This is a genomic window from Haemophilus sp. HN_Hi08 (genome assembly GCF_049824455.1).
Taxonomy (GTDB): domain Bacteria; phylum Pseudomonadota; class Gammaproteobacteria; order Enterobacterales; family Pasteurellaceae; genus Haemophilus; species Haemophilus influenzae_D.
On record NZ_CP187493.1, the window covers coordinates 846,663 to 873,244 of the forward strand.

General features: G+C 38.8%; 13 protein-coding genes, 2 tRNA genes, 3 rRNA genes and 2 pseudogenes. 12 read left to right on the forward strand and 8 right to left on the reverse strand.

The window, feature by feature from the left end; genetic code table 11:
• Positions 1 to 31 precede the first annotated feature (31 nt).
• From gmhB to ACPT8O_RS04295, 9 genes are all read left to right on the forward strand, one after another.
• Positions 32 to 586 (forward strand): D-glycero-beta-D-manno-heptose 1,7-bisphosphate 7-phosphatase, encoded by a 555-nt coding sequence (gene gmhB / locus ACPT8O_RS04255; RefSeq protein ID WP_021035566.1) that lies wholly within the window; start codon positions 32 to 34, stop codon positions 584 to 586.
• Positions 587 to 924: 338 nt separating this feature from the next.
• A 16S ribosomal RNA gene (locus ACPT8O_RS04260) occupies positions 925 to 2,462 on the forward strand.
• A gap of 79 nt (positions 2,463 to 2,541) precedes the next feature.
• Positions 2,542 to 2,618: transfer RNA gene (locus ACPT8O_RS04265), tRNA-Ile, on the forward strand.
• Between the two features lie 85 nt (positions 2,619 to 2,703).
• Positions 2,704 to 2,779: transfer RNA gene (locus tag ACPT8O_RS04270), tRNA-Ala, on the forward strand.
• Between the two features lie 402 nt (positions 2,780 to 3,181).
• Positions 3,182 to 6,079 (forward strand): 23S ribosomal RNA (locus tag ACPT8O_RS04275).
• 198 nt (positions 6,080 to 6,277) lie between these two features.
• A 5S ribosomal RNA gene (gene rrf / locus ACPT8O_RS04280) occupies positions 6,278 to 6,393 on the forward strand.
• Together the 16S, 23S and 5S rRNA genes with 2 tRNA genes alongside form the textbook arrangement of a ribosomal RNA operon.
• A gap of 249 nt (positions 6,394 to 6,642) precedes the next feature.
• Positions 6,643 to 7,230 (forward strand): uracil-DNA glycosylase family protein, encoded by a 588-nt coding sequence (locus ACPT8O_RS04285; protein ID WP_021035565.1) that lies wholly within the window; start codon positions 6,643 to 6,645, stop codon positions 7,228 to 7,230.
• 113 nt (positions 7,231 to 7,343) lie between these two features.
• Positions 7,344 to 9,140, forward strand: a complete 1,797-nt coding sequence (locus ACPT8O_RS04290) for an ATP-binding protein (RefSeq protein WP_021035564.1) — start codon at positions 7,344 to 7,346, stop codon at positions 9,138 to 9,140.
• A 213-nt stretch (positions 9,141 to 9,353) separates the two neighbouring features.
• Entirely contained in the window at positions 9,354 to 9,983 is a 630-nt protein-coding gene (locus ACPT8O_RS04295; RefSeq protein ID WP_005658466.1) for a YkgB family protein, read from the forward strand.
• 146 nt (positions 9,984 to 10,129) lie between these two features.
• Here the strand turns inward: ACPT8O_RS04295 and ACPT8O_RS04300 are convergent.
• The 6 genes and pseudogenes from ACPT8O_RS04300 to prlC all read right to left on the reverse strand — a co-directional run bounded on the left by ACPT8O_RS04300 (position 10,130) and on the right by prlC (position 20,083).
• A pseudogene (locus ACPT8O_RS04300) lies at positions 10,130 to 13,206 on the reverse strand (type I restriction endonuclease subunit R).
• Positions 13,207 to 13,383: 177 nt separating this feature from the next.
• Positions 13,384 to 13,914, reverse strand: coding sequence for an REP-associated tyrosine transposase (locus ACPT8O_RS04305; RefSeq protein WP_005622369.1), 531 nt, complete (start codon positions 13,912 to 13,914; stop codon positions 13,384 to 13,386).
• Between the two features lie 96 nt (positions 13,915 to 14,010).
• Positions 14,011 to 15,185 (reverse strand): annotated as a pseudogene (locus ACPT8O_RS04310) (restriction endonuclease subunit S).
• Positions 15,186 to 15,266: 81 nt separating this feature from the next.
• Positions 15,267 to 16,265, reverse strand: coding sequence for a virulence RhuM family protein (locus ACPT8O_RS04315; RefSeq protein WP_054249427.1), 999 nt, complete (start codon positions 16,263 to 16,265; stop codon positions 15,267 to 15,269).
• 2 nt (positions 16,266 to 16,267) lie between these two features.
• Positions 16,268 to 17,812 (reverse strand): type I restriction-modification system subunit M, encoded by a 1,545-nt coding sequence (locus tag ACPT8O_RS04320; RefSeq protein WP_021035562.1) that lies wholly within the window; start codon positions 17,810 to 17,812, stop codon positions 16,268 to 16,270.
• 231 nt (positions 17,813 to 18,043) lie between these two features.
• Positions 18,044 to 20,083, reverse strand: a complete 2,040-nt coding sequence (gene prlC / locus ACPT8O_RS04325) for an oligopeptidase A (RefSeq protein ID WP_041175427.1) — start codon at positions 20,081 to 20,083, stop codon at positions 18,044 to 18,046.
• A 125-nt stretch (positions 20,084 to 20,208) separates the two neighbouring features.
• On the opposite strand from prlC, the gene ACPT8O_RS04330 reads away from it, so the two are divergent.
• Positions 20,209 to 20,571 carry a YbaN family protein gene (locus tag ACPT8O_RS04330; protein ID WP_021035560.1) on the forward strand — a complete coding sequence of 121 codons (363 nt, stop codon included), beginning with the start codon at positions 20,209 to 20,211 and terminating at the stop codon, positions 20,569 to 20,571.
• Complete coding sequence (locus ACPT8O_RS04335; RefSeq protein WP_021035559.1) at positions 20,564 to 22,108, forward strand: peptide ABC transporter substrate-binding protein; 1,545 nt, start codon at positions 20,564 to 20,566, stop codon at positions 22,106 to 22,108. Before ACPT8O_RS04330 ends, ACPT8O_RS04335 begins: the two co-directional genes overlap by 8 nt.
• Positions 22,109 to 22,424: 316 nt before the next feature.
• Here the strand turns inward: ACPT8O_RS04335 and ribA are convergent, their stop codons facing one another.
• Positions 22,425 to 23,075 carry a GTP cyclohydrolase II gene (gene ribA / locus ACPT8O_RS04340; RefSeq protein WP_021035558.1) on the reverse strand — a complete coding sequence of 217 codons (651 nt, stop codon included), beginning with the start codon at positions 23,073 to 23,075 and terminating at the stop codon, positions 22,425 to 22,427.
• A gap of 69 nt (positions 23,076 to 23,144) precedes the next feature.
• On the opposite strand from ribA, the gene ACPT8O_RS04345 reads away from it, so the two are divergent.
• Positions 23,145 to 23,870 carry a phosphatase PAP2 family protein gene (locus ACPT8O_RS04345; RefSeq protein ID WP_041175370.1) on the forward strand — a complete coding sequence of 242 codons (726 nt, stop codon included), beginning with the start codon at positions 23,145 to 23,147 and terminating at the stop codon, positions 23,868 to 23,870.
• A gap of 367 nt (positions 23,871 to 24,237) precedes the next feature.
• Here the strand turns inward: ACPT8O_RS04345 and nrdD are convergent, their stop codons facing one another.
• Positions 24,238 to 26,361 carry an anaerobic ribonucleoside-triphosphate reductase gene (nrdD, locus tag ACPT8O_RS04350; protein ID WP_021035555.1) on the reverse strand — a complete coding sequence of 708 codons (2,124 nt, stop codon included), beginning with the start codon at positions 26,359 to 26,361 and terminating at the stop codon, positions 24,238 to 24,240.
• Between the last annotated feature and the right edge of the window lie 221 nt (positions 26,362 to 26,582).

A 26,582-nucleotide genomic window follows, 5' to 3' on the forward strand; every position in this document is an offset into this window, starting at 1 on the left:
CCTTAATTTAATATGTATAAAAGGTAAGAGAATGAATAAGGCTATTTTTTTAGATCGCGATGGCACGTTAAATATTGATTATGGTTATGTACACGAAATTGATAACTTTAAATTTATTGAGGGTGCGATTGATGCATTGCGAGAATTAAAGAAACTGGGATATATGTTGGTATTAGTGACCAACCAGTCGGGCATTGCACGTGGTTATTTTTCTGAAGATCAGTTTTTACAGCTGACAGAATGGATGGATTGGTCGTTAGCTGAACAAGATGTGGATTTGGATGGTATTTACTATTGTCCACATCATCCTGAGGGAAAGGGCGAATATAAAGAAGATTGTGATTGTCGGAAGCCTAAATCGGGAATGTTATTGCAAGCGATCAAAGAATTAAAGATCGATCCTACGCAATCTATTATGGTTGGAGATAAAGTTGAAGATTTAAAAGCGGGAATTGGCGCAAAAGTGAAAATGAACGTATTAGTTCGTACAGGTAAACCAGTCACGGGGGAAAGTGAAAGAATAGCGGATTATGTATTAGATTCTATCGTTGATCTTCCTAGAATTTTAAAACGCTTAAAAAAATAGCCAAAAAGATCTATATTTTGCTCTAATCGCTTGTACTTTAATCAAAAGATCATTTTTTTAAATATTTTTACAAAAAGTACTTGCAAGGGATTTGAAAATCCCTATAATGCACCGCACACAACGACGCACTGTTGTGAAGTTTTTAAGTTTCCACGTGCGTCGTTCTTTTTTGCTCTTTAACAATATATCAGACAATCTGTGTGGGCACTTGTTGATTGACTTGTTTTAAAAATATTTTTTAATTTTGAAGTCTTAATAGGTGCTTAACTGAAAATTCATAATTACTTTTTTAAGTAGTGTTTATTTATAGCTAAGCAGTATATTGAGCGATTGAACTTGAATTGAAGAGTTTGATCATGGCTCAGATTGAACGCTGGCGGCAGGCTTAACACATGCAAGTCGAACGGTAGCAGGAGGAAGCTTGCTTTCTTGCTGACGAGTGGCGGACGGGTGAGTAATGCTTGGGAATCTGGCTTATGGAGGGGGATAACGACGGGAAACTGTCGCTAATACCGCGTAGTGTCGAGAGACGAAAGGGTGGGACTTTTAGCCACCTGCCATAGGATGAGCCCAAGTGGGATTAGGTAGTTGGTGGGGTAAAGGCTCACCAAGCCTGCGATCTCTAGCTGGTCTGAGAGGATGACCAGCCACACTGGAACTGAGACACGGTCCAGACTCCTACGGGAGGCAGCAGTGGGGAATATTGCGCAATGGGGGAACCCTGACGCAGCCATGCCGCGTGAATGAAGAAGGCCTTCGGGTTGTAAAGTTCTTTCGGTATTGAGGAAGGTTGATGTGTTAATAGTACATCAAATTGACGTTAAATACAGAAGAAGCACCGGCTAACTCCGTGCCAGCAGCCGCGGTAATACGGAGGGTGCGAGCGTTAATCGGAATAACTGGGCGTAAAGGGCACGCAGGCGGTTATTTAAGTGAGGTGTGAAAGCCCCGGGCTTAACCTGGGAATTGCATTTCAGACTGGGTAACTAGAGTACTTTAGGGAGGGGTAGAATTCCACGTGTAGCGGTGAAATGCGTAGAGATGTGGAGGAATACCGAAGGCGAAGGCAGCCCCTTGGGAATGTACTGACGCTCATGTGCGAAAGCGTGGGGAGCAAACAGGATTAGATACCCTGGTAGTCCACGCTGTAAACGCTGTCGATTTGGGGGTTGGGGTTTAACTCTGGCGCCCGTAGCTAACGTGATAAATCGACCGCCTGGGGAGTACGGCCGCAAGGTTAAAACTCAAATGAATTGACGGGGGCCCGCACAAGCGGTGGAGCATGTGGTTTAATTCGATGCAACGCGAAGAACCTTACCTACTCTTGACATCCTAAGAAGTTTGCAGAGATGCGAATGTGCCTTCGGGAACTTAGAGACAGGTGCTGCATGGCTGTCGTCAGCTCGTGTTGTGAAATGTTGGGTTAAGTCCCGCAACGAGCGCAACCCTTATCCTTTGTTGCCAGCGATACGGTCGGGAACTCAAAGGAGACTGCCAGTGATAAACTGGAGGAAGGTGGGGATGACGTCAAGTCATCATGGCCCTTACGAGTAGGGCTACACACGTGCTACAATGGCGTATACAGAGGGAAGCGAAGCTGCGAGGTGGAGCGAATCTCATAAAGTACGTCTAAGTCCGGATTGGAGTCTGCAACTCGACTCCATGAAGTCGGAATCGCTAGTAATCGCGAATCAGAATGTCGCGGTGAATACGTTCCCGGGCCTTGTACACACCGCCCGTCACACCATGGGAGTGGGTTGTACCAGAAGTAGATAGCTTAACCTTTAGGAGGGCGTTTACCACGGTATGATTCATGACTGGGGTGAAGTCGTAACAAGGTAACCGTAGGGGAACCTGCGGTTGGATCACCTCCTTACAGAAGACGAGAGACAGCGAGTGCTCACACAGATTGGCTGATAGTTGTAGACAAATGAGCAGAAGAAAACATTACCCTTGGGTCTGTAGCTCAGGTGGTTAGAGCGCACCCCTGATAAGGGTGAGGTCGGTGGTTCAAGTCCACTCAGACCCACCACTCTGAGAGTGGATAAAGGCGTAATGGTCAATCATTTATTATAAAAATATTAACTAATTAATATAATAAATGATGAATGATAAATGGGGATATAGCTCAGCTGGGAGAGCGCCTGCCTTGCACGCAGGAGGTCAGCGGTTCGATCCCGCTTATCTCCACCACTTATCATCGTTAAGTAAATTAGAAAAAGACAAAGTAATAAGGTATTGAGATAGTATTAAGCTATTTTAAATATTAGGTTATTTTATTCTTAGTTTTAAGTTTAATTTTAAATTTAATTTTTTTAGTTTATTTAACGATGATAACTGAAAAGTTTTATCAACTGTTCTTTAAAAAATTGGAAACAAGCTGAAAACAAGAGATTTTCGAGAGAAAGTCTGAGTAGGCAAGACAGGAAAGTGAGAGGAGGGAACTGAGAAGGAAACTCTAAAAACAAAACCTGTTTTGCATAAAATCTTGATTGAACAAAAGCAATCAAGTGTTTAGTTGAATGAAAATACGCATCAAATTGACCGTACTTTGAAGTGAAAACTTAAAGTGATTGAAAACATTTGAGGTTGTATAGTTAAGTGACTAAGCGTACAAGGTGGATGCCTTGGCAATCAGAGGCGAAGAAGGACGTGCTAATCTGCGAAAAGCTTGGATGAGTCGATAAGAGGCGTTTAATCCAAGATATCCGAATGGGGAAACCCAGTAGATGAAGAATCTACTATCAACAAGTGAATACATAGTTTGTTGAGGCAAACCGGGAGAACTGAAACATCTAAGTACCCCGAGGAAAAGAAATCAACCGAGATTTCGTCAGTAGCGGCGAGCGAAAGCGAAAGAGCCAGTAAGTGATAACAGTATGGTTAGGAGAATGTGTTGGGAAGCACAATCAAAGAGGGTGATAATCCCGTATCTAAAAACCATATTGTGGTACTAAGCTAACGAGAAGTAGGGCGGGACACGTGATATCCTGTTTGAAGAAGGGGGACCATCCTCCAAGGCTAAATACTCCTGATTGACCGATAGTGAACCAGTACTGTGAAGGAAAGGCGAAAAGAACCCCGGTGAGGGGAGTGAAATAGAACCTGAAACCTTGTACGTACAAGCAGTGGGAGCCCGAAAGGGTGACTGCGTACCTTTTGTATAATGGGTCAGCGACTTATATTTTGTAGCGAGGTTAACCGAATAGGGGAGCCGAAGGGAAACCGAGTCTTAACTGGGCGAATAGTTGCAAGGTATAGACCCGAAACCCGGTGATCTAGCCATGGGCAGGTTGAAGGTTGGGTAACACTAACTGGAGGACCGAACCGACTAATGTTGAAAAATTAGCGGATGACTTGTGGCTGGGGGTGAAAGGCCAATCAAACCGGGAGATAGCTGGTTCTCCCCGAAATCTATTTAGGTAGAGCCTTGAGGTGACACCTTTGGGGGTAGAGCACTGTTTCGGCTAGGGGTCCATCCCGGATTACCAACCCGATGCAAACTACGAATACCAAAGAGTGATACTCAGGAGACACACGGCGGGTGCTAACGTCCGTCGTGGAGAGGGAAACAACCCAGACCGCCAGCTAAGGTCCCCAAGTCTATATTAAGTGGGAAACGAAGTGGGAAGGCTTAGACAGCTAGGATGTTGGCTTAGAAGCAGCCATCATTTAAAGAAAGCGTAATAGCTCACTAGTCGAGTCGGCCTGCGCGGAAGATGTAACGGGGCTGAAATATAGCACCGAAGCTGCGGCATCAGGCGAAAGTCTGTTGGGTAGGGGAGCGTTCTGTAAGCGGATGAAGGTTAATCGAGAGGTTAGCTGGACGTATCAGAAGTGCGAATGCTGACATAAGTAACGATAAAACGGGTGAAAAACCCGTTCGCCGGAAGACCAAGGGTTCCTGTCCAACGTTAATCGGGGCAGGGTGAGTCGGCCCCTAAGGCGAGGCTGAAAAGCGTAGTCGATGGGAAACAGGTTAATATTCCTGTACTTGGTAAAGCTGCGATGTGGGGACGGAGTAGGTTAGGTTATCGCACTGTTGGATATGTGCGTTTAAGTTGGTAGGTGGGAAGTTTAGGCAAATCCGGGCTTCTATTAAACACTGAGAGATGATGACGAGGCTCTACGGAGCTGAAGTAACTGATACCACACTTCCAGGAAAAGCCACTAAGCGACAGGCTTTACTAAACCGTACTGAAAACCGACACAGGTGGTCAGGTAGAGAATACTCAGGCGCTTGAGAGAACTCGGGTGAAGGAACTAGGCAAAATAGCACCGTAACTTCGGGAGAAGGTGCGCCGGCGTAGATTGTAGAGATTTACTCTCGAAGGTTGAACCGGTCGAAGTGACCCGCTGGCTGCAACTGTTTATTAAAAACACAGCACTCTGCAAACACGAAAGTGGAGGTATAGGGTGTGATGCCTGCCCGGTGCTGGAAGGTTAATTGATGGTGTAATCGAAAGAGAAGCACCTGATCGAAGCCCCAGTAAACGGCGGCCGTAACTATAACGGTCCTAAGGTAGCGAAATTCCTTGTCGGGTAAGTTCCGACCTGCACGAATGGCATAATGATGGCCAGGCTGTCTCCACCCGAGACTCAGTGAAATTGAAATCGCCGTGAAGATGCGGTGTACCCGCGGCTAGACGGAAAGACCCCGTGAACCTTTACTATAGCTTGACACTGAACATTGAATTTTGATGTGTAGGATAGGTGGGAGACTAAGAAGTAGTCACGCCAGTGATTATGGAGTCATCCTTGAAATACCACCCTTTAACGTTTGATGTTCTAACGAAGATTGCGGAACGCGGTCTCGGACAGTGTCTGGTGGGTAGTTTGACTGGGGCGGTCTCCTCCCAAAGCGTAACGGAGGAGCACGAAGGTTTGCTAATCACGGTCGGACATCGTGAGGTTAGTGCAATGGTATAAGCAAGCTTAACTGCGAGACAGACAAGTCGAGCAGGTACGAAAGTAGGTCATAGTGATCCGGTGGTTCTGAATGGAAGGGCCATCGCTCAACGGATAAAAGGTACTCCGGGGATAACAGGCTGATACCGCCCAAGAGTTCATATCGACGGCGGTGTTTGGCACCTCGATGTCGGCTCATCACATCCTGGGGCTGAAGTAGGTCCCAAGGGTATGGCTGTTCGCCATTTAAAGTGGTACGCGAGCTGGGTTTAGAACGTCGTGAGACAGTTCGGTCCCTATCTGCCGTGGGCGTAGGAGAATTGGTTGGGGCTGCTCCTAGTACGAGAGGACCGGAGTGGACGCACCACTGGTGTTCCGGTTGTGTCGCCAGACGCATTGCCGGGTAGCTAAGTGCGGAAGAGATAAGTGCTGAAAGCATCTAAGCACGAAACTTGCCAAGAGATGAGTTCTCCCTGTCTTTAAGACAGTAAGGGTTGTTTAAGACGAAGACGTAGATAGGTCTGGTGTGTAAGTGATGTGAGTCATTGAGCTAACAGATACTAATTGCCCGAGAGGCTTAACTATACAACGCTCAAGTGTTTTTGAGAAAAGAGCGAAAGAGAAGAGTAGACAAACAACTTAAATATAGAAGACTTAATAGAAAGGAAAAATAGAAAGAAAATCGAGTTCAGCTTGTTGCCGATAAGAAGAAGAGAGACGAAAAGCGAAAAAAGTGAAGTCGTAAAAGAGAAGAAACAAAGAGAGAAGTTATTAAAGAATTATCCCGGCGGCGATAGTGCGGTGGAACCACCTGAGACCATACCGAACTCAGAAGTGAAACGCTGTAATGCCGATGGTAGTGTGGGGTTTCCCCATGTGAGAGTAGGGCACCGCCGGGTTATCAAATAAAAATCTAAATCACATAAAAAAAGAAGAACCCCAGTCGAAAGGCTGGGGTTTTTACCTCTTTAATTTAGTATATCCATCTTCATAAAGGGGAAAGTAAAAATAATAATCTTTATTCAGAGACTAAGTTTTTAGTTTCTGTATTGCACACAATATAGTTTTAATAAATGTATCTATTTATTATTTTGATTTTTCATATTTTTTAAATAGACTTTATATATTCATTTCTAATCTCCTTCATTATGCTTAAAAATTTAGACAAAATAACTTCAAGTATTATCGCTGATCCTCAAAATAAGGATTTTACAGCTCGTGGTATTTTCCCTTTATTTTCAGCGCCTAAAACAGCTCGAATTAATATTGTAGGTCAAGCTCCGGGGTTAAAAGCTGAGCAATCTCGTTTGTATTGGAATGATAAAAGTGGTGATCGTCTACGTGATTGGCTAGGTGTGGATTACGATTATTTTTATAATTCTGGAATGTTTGCGGTTCTTCCTATGGATTTCTATTATCCTGGAAAAGGTCAATCTGGTGATTTACCACCTCGTCAAGGTTTCGCAGAAAAATGGCATCCAATGATTTTAGAGCATCTACCTAATATTCAGCTCACTATTCTTATTGGGCAATATGCACAGAAATATTATTTACCTGAAAATAAAGATAATGTAACTGACACTGTTAAAAATTATCGTCAATTCTTACCGCACTTTATGCCTCTTGTGCATCCTTCCCCTCGCAATCAGCTTTGGATCATAAAGAATCCTTGGTTTGAAGAGCAAGTTATTCCTGAATTACAAATTTTAGTTAAACAGATAATTAATAAAGATTAAGTTTTTCATTTCTTACGCACACATAGTAATAACAATCTCTTTTACTTTATGGATATAATAAAGCCTATATGCACAGGTTTTTTTATAACGATAATAATGTCTTAGGAGATTTGATGAAAAATTTCAAATATTTTGCTCAGAGTTATGTGGATTGGGTTATTCGTCTTGGGCGTCTTCGTTTTTCTCTTTTAGGCGTGATGATTCTCGCGGTTTTAGCCCTTTGTACTCAGATTTTATTTAGTCTATTTATTGTTCATCAGATATCTTGGGTAGATATTTTTCGTTCGGTAACTTTTGGCTTACTCACTGCACCTTTTGTTATTTATTTTTTCACTTTATTAGTAGAAAAACTTGAACATTCTCGTCTTGATCTTTCTAGCTCGGTTAATCGATTGGAAAATGAGATCGCCGAGCGAATTGCTGCTCAGAAAAAATTATCCCAAGCATTGGAAAAGTTAGAAAAAAATAGCCGTGATAAAAGTACCTTACTTGCCACAATAAGCCATGAATTTCGCACGCCATTGAATGGGATTGTCGGGCTTAGCCAGATTTTACTTGATGATGAATTGGATGATCTCCAGCGTAATTATTTAAAAACTATCAACATAAGTGCGGTCAGTTTAGGCTATATTTTTAGCGATATTATTGATTTGGAAAAAATTGATGCCAGTCGAATTGAATTAAATCGTCAGCCAACAGATTTCCCCGCCTTATTAAACGATATTTATAATTTTGCCAGTTTCCTTGCCAAACAAAAAAATCTTATTTTTTCTTTAGAGCTTGAACAAAATCTACCCAATTGGCTGAATCTTGATCGTGTTCGCTTGAGCCAAATTTTGTGGAACTTAATTAGTAATGCGGTGAAGTTTACGGATCAGGGAAATATTATTCTTAAAATTATGAGAAATCAGGATTGTTACCATTTTATTGTGAAAGATACAGGAATGGGGATTTCACCTGAAGAACAAAAACATATTTTTGAAATGTATTATCAAGTGAAAGAAAGTCGCCAGCAAAGTGCGGGTAGCGGTATTGGATTGGCTATTTCTAAAAATCTCGCTCAGTTAATGGAAGGGGATTTAACGGTTGAAAGTGAACGAGGAAAAGGAGCGACTTTCCATCTTACTCTCCACGCTCAGGAAATTTCTGAAAAAGAATCTGTTAAGAAAAATATTCCATCCTTGAACATTCTTTTAGTGGAAGATGTTGATCTCAATATTATGGTTGCGAAAACTATTTTAGAAAAACTTGGGCATCATGTTGATGTTGCGACAAATGGTAAGCAGGCGATCACTTTATTTGAGAAAAATGTTTACGACATTTTATTGCTAGATATTAAATTACCAGATATGAGTGGTTTTGAAATCGCCCAATATTTGCGAGAGAATTATGAGAACGGTATTTATGATTTTTTACCGCCAATGATTGCTTTTACTGCCAATGTTATGCAAAGCGAGCAAGAATATTTAGAAATGGGCATGGATGGCGTATTACGCAAACCCATTTCAATTAAGGATTTATACCATTGTCTGCAGCAATTTTTTGCGGATGAAAGGGAACCTATAATCGAAGTAAATGATACTAGTGTATTTTCAGAAAAGTTTGATTTGGCATTAATTGAAACCCTTGGAAAACCCCAAATTTTAGAAAGTTTATCTTTATTCAAACAAACGATGCCAAATTATCTCATTCAATTATCAAAAGATAACATGAAAGAAACAGAAGAGACGGCCCATAAAATTAAGGGGGCTGCTGCATCGGTGGGCTTAAATCATTTACGTCAATTAGCGGATACTTTAGAAAGTGCGGCTAAAAATTCTGATATTTTTAATTGTGCTGAATTGATTGATGAAATTGGGAATCTTTGGTTGGAAGATGTGGAGGATTTGCTTAAATTTTGTGAATGTTAATATCATAAAGTAGCTGTATAAAGATTATTTAAATGTGATTTAAAGATAATAAAGAGGCTTAAAATGGGAAAAATCAATTTTTATTTTAATTAGTAAAACTTCTCAAATTTCGCTGTTATTTACCTTTTATTAAAGGGAATTGATTTTGCTTTTTAATATTAAAGCGAGTAGAATTAAGCTCTCAATTTTATTTACTTTTATGTGGAAATTTATATGTCAGTATTTAATACATTTGTTGAATTTGTCGCGAGAATTGTTGCACCAATGCAGCGTCAATTTATTAATTTTATCCGTATTGCTATTTTTATTGTAATGGCATGGATCGGTGGTTTGAAAGTTTGTCAATATGAGGCAGATGGAATTGCTCACTTTGTATCAAATAGCCCGTTTTTTAGCTATATGTATGAAAAAGGGCCAAATTTAGTGCCGAATGATAAAGGGGAGTTAGTGATGGAATATACACTACACAAAAATCCTGAAGGAAAGATGGTTGCAAAAAACATCGAATGGCATAAAGAAAATGGCACCTATACGGCTTCTTACATTATTGGAGCAATTATTGTTACTGTTGGTATTCTTACTTTAGCTGGTATTTGGAATGCAACAGCAGGTTTAGCAGGAGGCCTACTAACATTTGGTATGTCAATAGTCACGCTGTCATTTTTGATCACAACGCCCGAGGCTTGGGTGCCTAATCTAGGTGGAGATTTACCAACGCCAGCTTATGGTTTCCCTTATTTATCTGGAGTTGGTCGTTTAGTGATTAAAGATATTATTATGATGGCAGGTGGCTTAACAGCTGCAGCGGAGTGTGCAAATCGAATTTTAGCACGTAAAAAATAAGTTTATCGATATAAAAACAGCTCCAAATATAAATTGGAGCTGTTTTTATTATCATGACTAGTCAAATATTGATCATTATGTTTTGTATTATTAATTCATAATTCCTTTATGCCTTAATAAGGAGTTTAATTGTTGATATATTAAATTTAAACTTTCCCCCCAACCCCTTTAAATTTCTCTACAAATGCAGCAATTTTTTGGAAAATCGTCTGTTTTTTAGTGAGATATTGTGGATTAAGTGGACTCATTTTTGGCAATACTTCATTAAGTGCCGTGCCGTTTTCACTGGCATATTCGCGTTTTAATGAAGTGCTGATATAGCGTTTTGCTGCATCGACATTCAAATTTTCTTCTTGAATTAGGGCTTCTGCTTCTTTTTGTTGCTCGTTCTGGGCAAAAAGGAAAAAGGCATCAATCAAGCTTGCTTTATCGGGAATATCATCTAAATTTGTTTGGTTGATAAAATCGACAATCAAACTCTCTTTAGCACGGTTACCTAAACTTGAGCGAACTGTGCGGCGGATTTCATCAATTAACACCTCTTTGTCTTGGTTTTTCTTATGATGCTCGAAAATTAACGCAAGAATATAATCCAAATTGATTTCTTGAGATTTTAATAAATCTACTTCAAATACGACATCATCCCAATTTATCGGCGAATTATCTTTATCATTCCCCTCTTTTCTTTGGCGTAGCCAATCGCGAATATCATTATAAGTTGAACGATAATCTTGCTCCGCTCTTACTGGTAAAGTGGGTACTTTCAGCATTTCTGCAATTTGTTCATCATTCACATAATGTACTTGCTTGAATTTCTCCATTGCAATCGGATCATTTAAATCGACCGCTTGTAAGGCTTGCAATGCTGCAAATTCATCGTAATTCTGCAAAATATTTTCGACTCGTAGATATTCACCAAATAATTTTACAAAGGCTTTTTTGTCTTCTTCCGTTTCTATGACGCTAGGATCAGGAAAGCTTTCTTTTAATTCTTCCACTATTTCTGCATAGCATTGTCATCACCGTTAAAATAGCTGTCATAGCTTTTCTCTAGTACGACATTCTTCGTGTTTTTATCGCCAAATAGTGTGATTGCATCAATGGTATTTTGTTCCAAATCGCGGAAAGTAACGATATTCCCAAAGGTTTTAGTGGTGTCATAAATGCGGTTGGTGCGAGAAAAAGCCTGCATTAATCCGTGATAACGCAAGTTTTTGTCCACAAAAAGAGTATTCAACGTAGGGGCATCAAAGCCTGTTAAGAACATTCCGACCACAATCAGTAAATCCACTTCCTGATTTTTCACACGTTTAGCAAGATCGCGATAGTAATTTTGGAATGATTGACTATCTACGCCATAACTCGTGCCAAAGTAGTGATTGTAATCATCAATGGCTTTTGTTAAAAATTCTTTTGCTGTACTGTTTAGAGCAGTGGGTTCAAAGGTCTCATCTGGAATATCGCCAATCGCATCTTGTTCTTCATTTGCCGCAAAAGAGAAAATGGTGGCAATTCTTAACGGTTTTTCTTGTTCAGTCTGTAGATTTTGTAAAGTTTCGTAATAACGTTTTGCCGCTTCCACACTGCTTACCGCAAACATTGCATTAAAGCCTTTACCTGTAGCGTTCAAGCGGTGGGTTTTCTGTTTAAAATTGTTAAGCAAATATTGCGAGATTTCTTTCATACGCTCAGGGTGTAAAAAGGCTTGTTTCTGCTCAAGTGCGGTCAATTTTTCAGGATCTTTTTCTGTTTCTAAGGCTTTAAATTGTGGGCGGACATCGTTGTAATCAACCTTGAATTTCAGTACTTTGTCATCACGAATAGCATCGGTAATCACATAAGAATGCAATTCCGTACCGAATACACTGGCTGTGGTTTCCGCACCTAAGGCATTTTCAGAAAAAATTGGCGTGCCAGTAAAACCAAATTGATAGAATTTTTTGAATTTACGTTTTAGATTTTTTTGTGCTTCGCCAAATTGGGAGCGATGGGCTTCATCGAAAATAAATACGACTTGTTTTTGATAAATCGGCAAATTCTCTTCCGATTTCATCAAATTATTCAACTTTTGAATGGTGGTTACGATAATTTTATTATCGTTTTTTTCAATATTGCGTTTCAGCCCTGCGGTATTTTCCGAGCCATTCACGCTATCAGGCGAAAAACGCTGATATTCCTTCATTGTTTGATAATCTAAATCTTTACGATCGACCACAAAAAAGACTTTATCAATAAAATCAAGTTCAGTCGCAAGGCGAGAGGCTTTAAAACTGGTGAGTGTTTTGCCTGAACCTGTGGTATGCCAAATATAGCCACCACTTTCACGATTACTCCAATTTTTTGCTAAGTAAGAACTTTGAATTTTCCACAAAATACGTTCTGTTGCGGCAATTTGATACGGACGCATAATTAATAGGGTATCGGATACATCAAACACGCAGTAATTTACCAACACATTGAGCAAAGTATTCTTTTGCAAGAAAGTCGCGGTAAAATCCTTTAAATCTTTAATTAGGGTATTTTTTGCCGTTGCCCAATTCATCGTGAAGTCATAGCTGTTCTTATCGCGTTTGGTGGTATTGGCAAAATAGCGGGTATCCGTGCCATTAGAAATGACAAAAATCTGAATATATTTAAAGAGGGAATTTTCTTTATTGAAACTTTCTTTACTGTAACGATGAATTTGATTAAAAGCTTCACGAATCGCCACGCCACGTTTTTTCAGTTCAATATGTACAAGCGGTAAACCATTCACCAAAATTGTCACATCATAACGATTGTCATAGCTACCGGTTTGCTCAAATTGATTGATGACTTGCAGAGAATTATTGGCAAGATTTTTCTTATCAAGCAAATAGATGTTCTGAATGCGTCCGTTATCGAACACAAAATCATAAATATAATCATCGTGAATTTTGCGGGTTTTCTCAATCAGACTATTGCTCGGTTTATCCAAATATTCTTCTAAAAAACGATGCCATTCCGCATCAGAGAAAACCACATTATTTAATCGCTGTAATTGAATACGCAAATTTTTAATCAGTTCATCGTGATTATTAAGCTCTTGTAAATACTCATATCCTTGTGCCAGTAAATCACGAATAAACTCACGCTCAAGGATCCCTTCCGTTTGGTAACCAGCATTAGGCTCTTCCACAAATTTATTATATTGATCTAAAACGATAAAATTATTGGATTCGGCGATGGTTTTGTATTGGGTCATGAGTTTTCCTTAGTATATTTTTCAGTTATTCAGTATTACTGAATAACTTGAGTTATTATAAGTCATTGAATAATAATATTATTTTTGTTGAATATATTTTCCAGTTTTTGTAGGGTGGGCTTTAGCCCACCATTTGCTATGATTAATTGGTGGGCTGAAGCCCACCCTACAATATTGTTATATATCACCTTTAATTTTCAAATCTGGATTGCCTCCCCAGTCTTCAGGATAAATCTCTGCTTTCACATCACGATGGAAGGAAGAATACGGCCAATCTTTTACTACCTCAACATAGCCGTGTTTCACAGGATTGTAATAAATATAATCCAAATGGTTTGCCAAATCTTTATCATCACGAATTAAATGTTCCCAAAATCGACGTTGCCAAATACCGGATTCTCGATATTTTTGTCTATTTTTATTAAATTGTCGGCATTCTTTTGGAAGTTGTCGTGTAAATTGTGTTTTTAAATATGCAATACGTATTGCGTAATTATCATCATTTTCAGGCAATTGCATCAGTAAATGAATATGATCGGGTAAAATACAAATTGCTACTGTTTCGAATGGGTAATGTTCACAAGTTTGTTTATACGCAGATCTAAATTCATTGATATAGTCAATTAGATAAGATTTCGTTCTATCTTGTAAAACAATTGTGAAAAAATATAATCCACCTTTAGTAAAATCGCGACGATAATTAGACATATATTATTCCAAATTGTAGTTCGTAGGGTGGGCTTTAGCCCACCGTTTTATTCATATTTTGATAGTTAATTGGTGGGCTGAAGCCCACCCTACGGGTTACGAGAAACTCAATAACAATTCTCTGTAATATTCATACCGCTTTTGGCTTTGTTCAATCGCCAAAGGCAAGCCTTCGGTAATGGAATTAGTTAAGGTTTCAAATTTGTCTAATATTGAAACGATGCGGTGTTGTTCCTTTAGTGGGGGAATTGGTATTACAACATCAAGTATTTGATCCTTTCTTAAATTTGTCTGATCTGTACCATTATCATATTTTGTCAATTGTTTATTTCTATTTAAAAAATGATTAACAAAACTAGGGAGTAATTCCCCCCCTTTTTTTACTGTAATTCTTCCTATACGTTGATTAAGAGTATATTTGTTGTCTTCTGTTACAAAGAATGTTTTTGCAAGAGCCTTTCCGTTTGGCAAATCACTCATCACAATCAAAATATCCTCTTTAAATAAAGGAACAAGCTGGTCATTACAATATTTTTTTATAGTTCCATTTGTTGAAATAAATTTTGAATTTATAACAATAAATGAACCGTTTTCATCAATATTTTTTTCATGCCCTTTACCATTCTGAAAGTAAGCCACATCAATAAGTTTCTTCTTTCCTCTCCCCGAATTTAATTGTTCTAAACTATCAAAAGATAACAATTTCTCCCTATAGTATTCATATTGTTTCTGGCGTAGTATAAGCTCGCTGGTAAGCTCGCTGGTAAGCTCGCTGGTAAGCTCGCTGGTAAGCGCTGTCAATGCGTCCAAAATTCGGACGATTTCGGTTTGGACGGAGAGTGGGGGGATGGGGATTGGAATTTGTTGCAGTTTAGCTTTTGTTAATTTTGCTCGTTCCTTTCCAGCTAAGAATGGAATGAAATTCATATTAGTTAAATAATGGTATAAAAAACGATTATTTAATTTTTCTTTGCCATTCACTACATGGACGTGGTTATTTGCCCAAAATTTACCTACAGCCGATTGGATAGAGTAATTTTCTAGACTAGCAGAACCATCTTCAGCAATTAATACAAATTCGCCATCGTGAGTATATCCCTCGACATAATCTTGGATATTGCACCATAATATGGAATGTTTCCTGATATTCGTAAGGATGATTTAACAGGTTTTCTTGCATTATTAGCAATGTTAGCAACTTCATCTAAAGGCTTCCACTCAACCTCAGCTCCATCCAATAATTTTTCTAAAAAAGTGCGGTTGTTTTTCATCGTATTTCTCGTAGGGCGGATTTCTTCCGCCGTTGTAATATTGATATTCTTTAGGCGGACTGAAGTCCGCCCTACTGTGGTTTATTTTTTCTGATGCAATTTATGTACGGTTGTTTTTTCTAATGCTTTCAATGTAGCTAGATATTCTTGTTCAATGGGGGAAAGTGTTTTTACCTCATAAGCTCTATATTCTGAAATGGCTTTTTGTTCAGCTTGTTCACGACTGATTTTCCCAGCACTTTGCAACACGCCTTTACCATACATTTGAGCAAATTTATCTAATTCATTAACCCAATCTTGCATATACATTGGCGTATGAGATTGTGCTTTAAGTTCAGCTAGGTCAAAAAAAGCAGATACCAAACGATTTAAACGAAATAATTCTTCTTCTGTGAGATAATTTTTTGCAACTTTGACTTCTTTTAATGTGGGTAATGCACCTTTAAATGTAGTTAGCCCCATAAAATCTTTATTGCTATCTACTCTATAGTAAATGAGTTCTGCCGATGTTTGTTCACAAGTTGCATAATGTAACTTATTTTGTACCGTTTTGAAGAATTTAACTGTTGCTTCGCTTTTAGGATTATAATCTTGGCTGGTTGCGTATAGTTCTAGAACTTGGCGATATAATGCTTTTTCACTCGAGCGAATATCTCTGATTCTATTGAGTAATTCTTTCCAATAATCTCCACCACCATTATCTTTTAAGCGTTCATCATCTATCGTAAAACCTTTTACCATATATTCTTGCAATCGCTCGGTTGCCCATTGACGGAATTGTGTGCCACGAGATGATCGAACTCGGTATCCTACAGCAATAATCAGTGATAACGAATAATAAGCTAATTGGCGAGAAACGGTTCGATTTCCTTCATTTTGAACTGTCAACTTATAGTTGACGGTTGAATTTTCATCAAGTTCGCCTTCAGAAAAGATAGCTTTAATATGTTTACTGATATTTTGTTTAGTGGTCTGATATAGCTCAGCCATTTCAATTTGAGATAGCCAAATCTGATCATCAAATTTCTGTAATCTAAACTGAGCATTACCTTCATTGGTGGTGTAAAGCACAATGTCCATTGTTACCCCTCAATCTCCGCCACAATCTTATCAATCTCGGCACGCAAGCGGTCGATATTGGCTACAGTTTTATGAATTTCCGCATTGAGTTCATCAATATTAATCACTTCACGAGTATCTTTTTGTTCCACATACGAACTCACTGCAAGGTTGTAGTCATTTTTGGCTATTTCTTCAAAGGACACGGATTTTGCCAAATGCGGCACATCTTCTTTATCAGCAAACAGTTTGAGAATTTGCTCGATATGTTCCTCTTCCAAAAGGTTGTTATTGGTGGCGGATTTAAATAAACCGCTGGCGTCGATAAATTGAGTTTGGGTATTGGGTTTGTGCTTGGACAAAACCAAAATATTCACGGCAATACTGGTGCCGTAAAATAGATTAGGTGCAAGGGCAATCACGGTTTCCACAAAATTGTTTTCCACCAAATATTGGCGAATTTTTTGTTCCGCACCGCCACGATAAAAAATGCCAGGGAAGGACACAATCGCCGCGCGTCCTTTTGCTGAAAGATAGCTCAATGAGTGTAAAATAAAGGCAAAATCCGCTTTGGATTTTGGTGCAAGTACGCCAGCAGGGGCGAAGCGTTCATCGTTAATCAGTGTTGGGTCATCCGAGCCAATCCATTTCACGGAGTAAGGTGGGTTGGAAACGATAGCATCGAAAGGTTTATCATCGCCAAATTGCGGATTCATTAAGGTGTTGCCAAGGGCGATATCAAACTTGTCGTAGTTGATGTTATGCAAAAACATATTCATACGGGCAAGGTTGTATGTGGTGTGGTTTATTTCCTGCCCGAAAAAGCCTTCTTCAATGATGTGTTCATCAAATTGTTTTTTCGCTTGCAATAATAAAGAACCCGAACCAGCAGCAGGGTCATAAATTTTATTGACCTTGTCTTGTCCATATAAAGCGAGTCGAGCAATTAGCTTGGAAACACATTGTGGTGTAAAAAACTCGCCACCCGATTTACCGGCATTAGCAGCATAGTTGGAAATTAAGAATTCGTAAGCATCACCGAATAAATCAATATGATTATCTTCAAAGTCGCCAAAATCTAACTCAGCAACGCCTTTTAATACAGCTGCTAGACGGCTGTTTTTATCGGCAACGGTATTGCCCAAGCGGTTGCTGGTGGTATCAAAATCAGCAAATAAGCCTTTGATGTCCTGTTCGGAAGGATAGCCAGTAGCGGAGTTTTCAATATCGCTAAAAATTTGTTTAAGTTCAGTATTAAGGTTTGGATTGGTGTTCGCAGTCGCCACTACGTTTTTGAATAGCTGACTTGGATAAATAAAATACCCTTTGGTTTTTATGGCATCCGTTTTGATTTCAGGTGTGATGATTTCATCAGGCAATTTAGCGTAATTCACGCTTTCATCATCCGCTTCAATATAATTGGTAAAGTTTTCACTAATAAAACGATAGAAAAGTGTGCCAAGCACATATTGTTTGAAATCCCAGCCATCGACTGAGCCTCGCACATCATTAGCAATTTGCCAAATACGACGTTGAAGTTCGGCACGTTGTTGAATTGCAGCAGCCATAAAATCCTCAGAATATTTTGTGTAATGAGTTGGATAGATATGTGAAAAATTATACAGGAAATTAGTCTATTCTGCGTGAATTTCTATGAGTTTGTCTTGCGGATATTTATAAAAATAATGTCTCGTTTGCAGGTTTTGTCTAGATAAAGTGCGGTTAAAATTTACTATGTTTTTATGTAGAGGAAAATATTTGAGAAAGGGCATGTCGTGCATGCCCTATAGTTTGACGTATTAGTTCATAATTCCTTTATGTCTTAACAACGCATCTAATTGTGGCTCCCTGCCACGGAAGCGTTTGAATAGCTCCATTGGTTCTTCTGAGCCACCACGCGTGAGAATTTCATCTAAGAATGATTTGCCTGTGATTGGGTTGAAAATACCTTCTTCTTCAAAGCGTGAATAAGCGTCCGCTGATAATACTTCAGCCCATAAATAGCTGTAATAACCTGCGGCATAACCTCCAGCAAAAATATGGCTGAAGCTGTGTGGCGCTCTTGCCCAATCTACACCTTTTATGACGGCAACTTGTGATTTCACTGATTTAAGTGTATCCAAAATTTGATTGGTTTTTTCCGCATCAAAGGTGTGATGTAAACGGAAATCAAAAATACCAAATTCAAGCTGACGTAAGATAAACATCGCAGCTTGGAAATTTTTCGCTTTTAATAATTGCGTGAGTTTTTCTTTTGGCAACGGCTCGCCTGTTTCGTAATGTCCTGAAATAAACGCCAAAGCCTCTTCTTCCCAGCACCAGTTTTCCATAAATTGACTTGGTAATTCCACTGCATCCCAAGGCACGCCATTTATACCGGCCACATCGGATACATCAATTTGCGTGAGCATATGATGGATTCCGTGCCCAAATTCGTGGAATAGCGTGGTGACTTCATTGTGAGTAAATAACGCTGGTTTATTCCCTATCGGTGCATTGAAGTTACAGGTTAAATAAGCCACTGGCGTTTGAATGCTGCCATCTAGTTTACGCTTACGTCCGATACAGTCATCCATCCATGCACCACCACGTTTGTGTTCGCGTGCATATAAATCAAGATAGAAACTGCCACGGAGTTGATCATTTTCATCAATTAAATCAAAGAAGCGCACATCTTTATGCCAAGTATCCACGCCTTTGCGTTCAACTGCACGAATATTAAAAATGCGTTTAATTAATTCAAACAATCCCGAAATCACGCGATTTTCAGGAAAATATGGGCGAAGTTCTTCATCATTAATGGCGTATAAATGTTGTTTTTGTTTTTCGCTGTAAAAACCAATATCCCAAGGTGCAAGTTCCGTGACACCAAATTCTTTTTCGCAGTAATTTTTCAATTCTTGCAGTTCTTTTTCGCCTTGTGGTTTTGCACATTCGGCAAGATGATCTAAGAAATCAAGCACTTGTTGTGGATTTTCTGCCATTTTGGTGGCAAGTGAAAGTTCGGTGTAAGTATTAAAACCGAGTAATTTCGCCAGTTCCACGCGTAATGTAAGAATTTCTTCCATAACTTTACTATTGTCCCATTTGCCTGCATTAGGGCCTTGTTCAGAGGCACGTGTCGCATAAGCATGGTACATTTCTTCACGTAATGTACGATTTTCGCAGTAAGTCATCACAGGCAAATAACTTGGGATTTCTAACGTAAAACGATAACCTTTCAATCCTTTACTTTCGGCAGATTGTTGTGCTGCCTGTAGTGCGGATTCAGGTAAGCCAGCAAGTTCTGCTTCATTTTCAATGAGTTTTTCCCAACCCATTGTGGCATCTAATACATTATTGCTAAATTGTGAATTTAATTCCGATAAGCGTGCCACAATTTCGCCATAACGTTGTTGTTTCTCTTCGGAAAGCCCAATGCCTGAAAGTTCAAAATCACGCAGTGAATTTTCAATGGCTTTCTTTTGTGCAATAGAATAATCGGCAAATTCAGCACTATTTTTTAACGCCAAATAGGCATTATAGAGCCCTTTATGCTGACCAACCCAAGTGCTGTATTCAGAAAGTAACGGTAAGCAAGCTTGATAGGCTTCACGTAATTCAGCACTGTTTTTTACTGAATTGAGATGAGAAACGGGTGACCACGCACGATTTAAGCGATCATTGGTTTCCGTTAAAGGCAAAATGAAATTTTCCCAAGTAAAGTGCGGTTGTTTTAATACTTGTTCTATCGTATCGCGACAATCTTGAATTAATTTTTCAACAGCTGGTTGAATGTGTTCTGGCTTGATTTGTGAAAATGGCGGTAAGCTTTGAATGTTAAGTAATGGATTTGACATAGACATAAATGTTCCTTTTTTGAAAACTGTTTTTTTTATGTGACGGCGAATTTTATAATATCAAGGTTGAAAAATCTAAAAAATCAGTAATAATAGTTTGCATTTTCTTTTTTATTAGGAACATTATGAAAATTATTTACATTATTTTAGGTTTTCTTTCACTTGCAATTGGCATCATTGGGATTTTCCTTCCTCTTTTGCCTACCACGCCTTTTTTATTACTTACTTTATTTTTCTTCACAAAAGGTTCAAAACGCTTAGAACAATGGTTTTTAGGCACAAGTATTTATCAAAAACATCTCAAGTCCTTTCATGAAAATCGATCATTAAAGAAAAATACCAAAATTTGTATTTTGACTTTTGTTACCACAATGCTACTAATTGGTTTTTATTTCACGCCAAGTGTAATAGGGCGTAGTGTTATTGTTGCGTTGATTTGTATTAAGTTTTGGTTCTTCTTATTTTGGATTAAAACCGAAAATGAATAATTTGTTCGCCTTGTGCCAACGAAGTGCGGTTATTTTTTCTATTATTTTTACGGTAGTGGCTTGTGATAAATTGGATAGTCCTAAGCCTATTTCGCCACAAATTGAGACACAAAAAAATACTCAATTAGAATCTAACCGAGTTGAATTAAAACGTGGTGTTTATGGCGATTTGACTTTGCAACCTTGGCAAGCACAAAGCGAAGAACAAACTCAATTATTACGGGATCTTTTTGAAGGCTTAACGACTTATGATGCGCAAGGTAATCTTGTTCCAGCTGTAGCAGAAAGTTGGCAAACCGAAGACAATAAAACTTGGATTTTCACTTTGCGTGAAAATGCTAAATGGTCAAATGGCGAGCCTATTACTGCATCAGATTTTGTACAATCTTGGCAAACACTTTCTCAATCTGAAAGCCCAATTAAAAATTATTTGGCTTTTATGAATGTGAAGAATGCGAAGGCAGTATTGGAAAAAGCGTTATCTGTTGAATCCCTAGGATTGTTTGCCGAAAATGACCGTACTTTACACATTGAATTAGATAAAGCATCGCCATATTTGCCTTCTATGCTGGCACACGTCAGCCTTTTGCCTCGCTATGCTAAATCGACTGAAACATTTATCAGCAATGGTGCATATCAATTACAAAGTCAGTCTGAAAATCAGCATATTTTAACTACCAATCCTTATTACTGGGCAAAAGAAAAAGTGATATTTCAACAAGTGAAGTATCAAAAAATTATAGCAGATGCAGATTTGTCTGATTTTGATGTTGTAATGAATCCGAAAAAAGTCGATCAGAATATCCAAGATTATCCGCAACTTTGTACTTACTTCTATGAGTTTAATCTTTCCGATCCTGTGTTACAAAAAAGTGCGGTAAGAAAAGCCATTGTTTCGATGATTTCTACCAAGAATTTGGTTGCAGATATTGCTCATCTTCATCCTAGCAATACTTTTTTGCCAAAATCGATGCTAGGTGAGCAAGAATCTGTTTGGGAGCCAGTTGTTGCAGAACAGCTCTTTTCCCAAAATCAAATTAGTGAAACTCGTCCATTGAAATTACGTATTCGTTATGATGATTCATCTCTGAATCAAACCATTGCAATGCGATTAAATCATCAATTATCACAATCTGATTTATTACGAGTTGAAAATCAAGGGACGAGCTGGCAAGAATTGCAAACAGCTCGCACAAAAGGCGATTTTCAATTAATTCGTTCTGGCTGGTGTGCTGATTTTAATGATCCTGCAGCCTTTCTAAATTTATTCTATTCAAAAAGCCCAGATAACAAAAATGGCTATAAAAATGCGGAATTTGATCGTTTATTTGAAAATGCAATGACGACGACATCAGAAAAAGTGCGGTTAGAAAATTACGTAAAATTGAAAGAGATGATTCAGCAAGAACATTTAGTGTTACCTATTTTTCAATATAGTACGCCAGTTTATCTCGCACCAAGTATAATGGGCGCGCAAGTAAATTCTGTCGGTGTCATTTACAGTAAAGATTTGTGGAGAAAGGTTAAAAATCAGTAATCGCGCTTGCAATCAAGGAAAGAATTCTTTAAGATTGGAGGCATTGGGGACAACTCCTACATCGTCCCCTTGCGATTATCTTAGATAACTGTTCCGGAAAAGCTAACTAAACAACAGATAATCAAGAAAATGAAAAAGAGCGTTTTTTTCATTTTACTTACTCCTGATAAGCCCCGATCTTTGGAATACGAGACGGGGTTTCTCGTTTTTAGCAATATGCTAAAAAATCTTTTGATTATTCCATGGCATAAAGTTTAAATAAAAAAGCCATACTGTTCAATACAACAGTATGGCTTTTTTTACATGTATTATTTTATTAAATAATCTCTTCTTGGCAATGCGGGCAGGTCATTAAATGTTGTTCATCATTGTTATGCACAATGTAATGCCCCATTTTTTTCGCTTTAGTATCAAGATATTTTGTATTGTAGCGGTTTTCGCCAACATTAAGTGGGACTCGCTCAACCACGTTGATACCCGCTTTTTTCATCGTTTCCATTTTTTCTGGGTTGTTGGTCATCAAGCGAACTTTTTTTACGCCAAGTAGCTCGAACATATCGGCACAGACTTCAAAGTTGCGTTCATCCGCTTTGAAACCTAAAGCAAGATTGGCTTCAATGGTATCCATTCCTTTATCTTGTAAAGAATACGCACGGATTTTATTAATCAAACCAATGCCACGGCCTTCTTCACGATGATAAATTAAGACACCGCGTCCTTCTTCTTTAATTTGTTTCAACGCTGTAGCCAGTTGGAACCCACAATCGCATTTTAAGCTGTGAAGCGCATCGCCAGTTAAACACTCAGAATGGATGCGTGCTAACACAGGTTCGTCAGCATTAGAAATATCGCCCATTACTAAGGCGACATGTTCTTTTTTGGTATCTGGAAATTCAAATCCCACCATTCTGAAAATACCATATTCAGTGGGTAAATTGGCTTGCGCAACTAGCTGAATTTTTGCCATAAAGTGATCCTTATTCGTAGTCATTTCTGTTAGAATGCGCGCGTTATTTTTTATTATCAAGGGGCGAGCATGTTTAAAAGGTTGTCATTATATACGTTATTACTTTGTCTTGTACCATTTTTTATTTGGGGTATTTCCTATCAGTGGCATGGCAATAGCCAATTAACCCAGGCTGATTATTGGCTTTATTTGCTCACTGAAACGGGTAGCGTACCTTATGCCTTGATCACTTGTGTGTTATTTACGCTTTTGTTCGCATTTTTATTCAAAAATCCAAAACAATGGATATTAGGCGTAATTGTGATGGGGATTTCAGTTATTGCCACTCAAGCCGCAAAAACAGGGGCAAAAACATTGTTTGAAGAACCTCGTCCCTTCACCGTTTATTTAGCAGAGCAAACCCATTCAACACCTGAAAATTTTTATAAAAATGACCGCACTTTGCGTGCAGAAATGGCTAAGAGTTTTTATTCGATGGATGCTATCACACCAGCTTGGTTAGTTCATCATTATGAAAATGAAACGGGGTATTCTTTCCCCTCGGGGCATACGATTTTTGCGGCAACTTGGCTAATGCTTGCTGTTGGCTTTACCCAATTATTGGGTAACCGTTCTTTTAAAGCAAAATTACTGGTAGCAGGTATTGCGGTGTGGGGCTTATTAATGTTGATTAGCCGTGTGCGATTAGGCATGCATTATCCAATTGATTTATTAGTGGCGACATTACTGGCATGGTTGATTAATAGCATTATTTTTGCCTTTTTGAAGAAAAAGGCGATCTTCGTCATGAAATAGTAACATTAAGAGATAATTCAACATAGGATAAAATGGGAGTTGAATAAGAGAGAGTATTGCCCATCTTGTATATCTCAAATAAACTAATCAAAGTAATCTATTATCTGTATATCTGTCCTGCTCTAGGTAACAAACTAAATTGTAGAAATGAGATCAGATAATTTTTCACCAAAAACTGATAGTTAATACTAATATTATTATCTTTATTAGGTCGAAAGACATAGCCCTGTTCCAAAGGGATTGAGGTAGATAGAGATTTATGATTAATAAAAATATCGAAAAGCTAAAAGGAGTAATAAAGGGCGTATTGCACGCCCTATTATTTTCAAGAAATGTACTAAATTATCAGCTAAATTTAGCCGCACTTTTATAAATGTTTCACTCTCCGTTTCACCTCTTCCTGTTTTCCCGCATTAAATGGGCGGGCATCAGGGCTGCCTAGGTAGCCACATACGCGGCGAGTGACAGAAACTTTTGTGCTATCGTGATTGCCACATTTCGGGCAAACAAAACCTTTGCTGGTACATTCAAATTCGCCGGTGAAACCACATTCATAACATTCGTCAATCGGTGTGTTTGTGCCGTAGTAAGGCACGCGATCGTAGCTATAATCCCACACATCTTCCAATGCTTTTAAGTTGTGTTGAATATTTGGATATTCGCCGTAGCAAATAAAACCGCCGCTGGCGAGTGGGGGATATGTCATTTCGAAATCTAGTTTATCGTAAGGATTCACTTTCTTTTCTACATCTAAGTGGTAACTATTTGTGTAGTAGCCCTTATCTGTTACGCCTTTAATCACGCCAAATTTTTTGGTGTCTAGACGGCAGAAGCGGTCGCATAAGTTTTCGCTTGGCGTGGAGTAAAGGCTGAAGGCATAGCCTGTTTCTTTTTGCCAACGTTTAACTGCCTCACTAAGGTGGCGAACAATCGCAATGCCTTTTTCGCGTAATTGTTCATCATCAAAAATATGCCCTTTGTTATATAGCGCATTAATGGTTTCGTGAATACCGATATAGCCAAGGGAAATAGAGGATCGTCCATTTTTGAAAATTTGTGCCACATTTTCATCCGCTTTTAACCGCACTCCGCATGCGCCTTCCATATAAAGAATGGGGGCAACGCGAGCTTTGGTATTCTCAAGGCGGGCAATACGCGTCATTAATGCTTTTTTCGCAATAGCTAAACGTTCATCTAAAGTGCGGTAGAAATCTTCTTCGTTTTTAGACTCCAACGCGATATGCGGTAAATTCAAACTCACTACGCCAAGATTATTACGCCCATCGTGAATTTCATGTCCGTTTTCTTCGTATGCACCTAAAAAGCTACGGCATCCCATAGGGGCTTTAAAAGAGCCTGTGACTTTGACAACCTGATCGTAATTGAGAATATCTGGATACATTCGTTTTGATGCACATTCCAATGCGAGCTGTTTGATATCGTAATTCGGATCGCCTTGAGTTTGGTTCAAGCCTTTTTTAATAGTGAAAACCAGTTTTGGAAAGACTGGCGTTTTATGATTTTTTCCGAGTCCACGAATCCGATTTTTCAAAATAGCTTGCTGAATTAATCGGGATTGCCAGCTTGTACCTAAACCAAAACCAAAGGTAACAAAGGGGGTTTGCCCATTCGAAGTATGTAGTGTATTAACTTCATATTCTAAAGATTGGAAGGCATCGAAACATTCTTTTTCAATCAATGCTTTTGCGTAACCTTCAACATCAGGCACATTCCATTCTTGGGCATGTTTGAGGTGTTTTTCGTAACTGATTTGTACATAAGGGGAAAGTACTTCATCAATACGATTAATGGTTGTGCCGCCGTAAATATGGCTGGCAACTTGGGCGATAATTTGAGCTGTCACTGCCGTTGCGGTGCCAATGGATTTAGGGGGTTCGATTTCCGCATTGCCCATTTTGAAACCACGAGAAAGCATTCCTTCTAAATCCACTAACATACAGTTAAACATTGGGAAGAACGGCGCGTAGTCTAAATCGTGATAATGAATTTCACCTTTTTCGTGAGCCTCCACCACATCGCGTGGAAGAATATGGTGTTTGGCATAATGTTTTGCCACAATTCCTGCTAGCAAATCACGTTGCGTTGGAATTACTTTCGCATCTTTATTGGCATTTTCATTAAGTAATTCTACGTTGCTTTGTTCAATCAAACCTTCAATTTCTTTTGTTAGCTGGCTACGTTTTTCGCGAGCTAAATCACGATCATGACGATATTCGATATACGCACGAGCAACCTCAGGATAACGACTTGCCATCAATTTATCTTCAACGATTTTTTGAATCTGATTAATATCAATCTCTCCTTGATGATGGGTGAATATTTCATTTCCTACTTCTTGCCCAATTTGGTGGCAATAAAATTCATCGGAAATATTGACCGCACTTGCGGCTTTTTTAATGGCATTGATGATACGTTGAATCTCAAATTCCGCACGAGAACTATCGCGCTTGATGACCCCAAAGTTACTCATGATATAGCTCCAATATATAGTGTTTTTAAAATGCGGAGTGCACTATATATAGATCTAAAAAGATAATCAACACACAATATGTAGTGTTTTAGACCTTTTATCGTAAGATAATTTTGTTAAAGATTGATTTTATTAGAAAAATATCAAATCAAGTTGTTGAGATCTTTTCTCAAATGTTTTTTGGTTTTGTGATCAATATCACAATGTTTACTTTTGGGGTT

Excerpts from the sequence above, each read along its gene's own strand:
- ACPT8O_RS04330 (WP_021035560.1), top strand. The coding sequence starts at position 20,209 with ATGAAAATTATTTACATTATTTTAGGTTTTCTTTCACTTGCAATTGGC.
- prlC (WP_041175427.1), bottom strand. The coding sequence starts at position 20,083 with ATGTCAAATCCATTACTTAACATTCAAAGCTTACCGCCATTTTCACAA.
- ribA (WP_021035558.1), bottom strand. The coding sequence starts at position 23,075 with ATGGCAAAAATTCAGCTAGTTGCGCAAGCCAATTTACCCACTGAATAT.
- ACPT8O_RS04335 (WP_021035559.1), top strand. The coding sequence starts at position 20,564 with ATGAATAATTTGTTCGCCTTGTGCCAACGAAGTGCGGTTATTTTTTCT.
- ACPT8O_RS04315 (WP_054249427.1), bottom strand. The coding sequence starts at position 16,265 with ATGGACATTGTGCTTTACACCACCAATGAAGGTAATGCTCAGTTTAGA.
- ACPT8O_RS04305 (WP_005622369.1), bottom strand. The coding sequence starts at position 13,914 with ATGTCTAATTATCGTCGCGATTTTACTAAAGGTGGATTATATTTTTTC.
- gmhB (WP_021035566.1), top strand. The coding sequence starts at position 32 with ATGAATAAGGCTATTTTTTTAGATCGCGATGGCACGTTAAATATTGAT.
- ACPT8O_RS04290 (WP_021035564.1), top strand. The coding sequence starts at position 7,344 with ATGAAAAATTTCAAATATTTTGCTCAGAGTTATGTGGATTGGGTTATT.
- ACPT8O_RS04320 (WP_021035562.1), bottom strand. The coding sequence starts at position 17,812 with ATGGCTGCTGCAATTCAACAACGTGCCGAACTTCAACGTCGTATTTGG.
- ACPT8O_RS04285 (WP_021035565.1), top strand. The coding sequence starts at position 6,643 with ATGCTTAAAAATTTAGACAAAATAACTTCAAGTATTATCGCTGATCCT.
- ACPT8O_RS04295 (WP_005658466.1), top strand. The coding sequence starts at position 9,354 with ATGTCAGTATTTAATACATTTGTTGAATTTGTCGCGAGAATTGTTGCA.
- ACPT8O_RS04345 (WP_041175370.1), top strand. The coding sequence starts at position 23,145 with ATGTTTAAAAGGTTGTCATTATATACGTTATTACTTTGTCTTGTACCA.
- nrdD (WP_021035555.1), bottom strand. The coding sequence starts at position 26,361 with ATGAGTAACTTTGGGGTCATCAAGCGCGATAGTTCTCGTGCGGAATTT.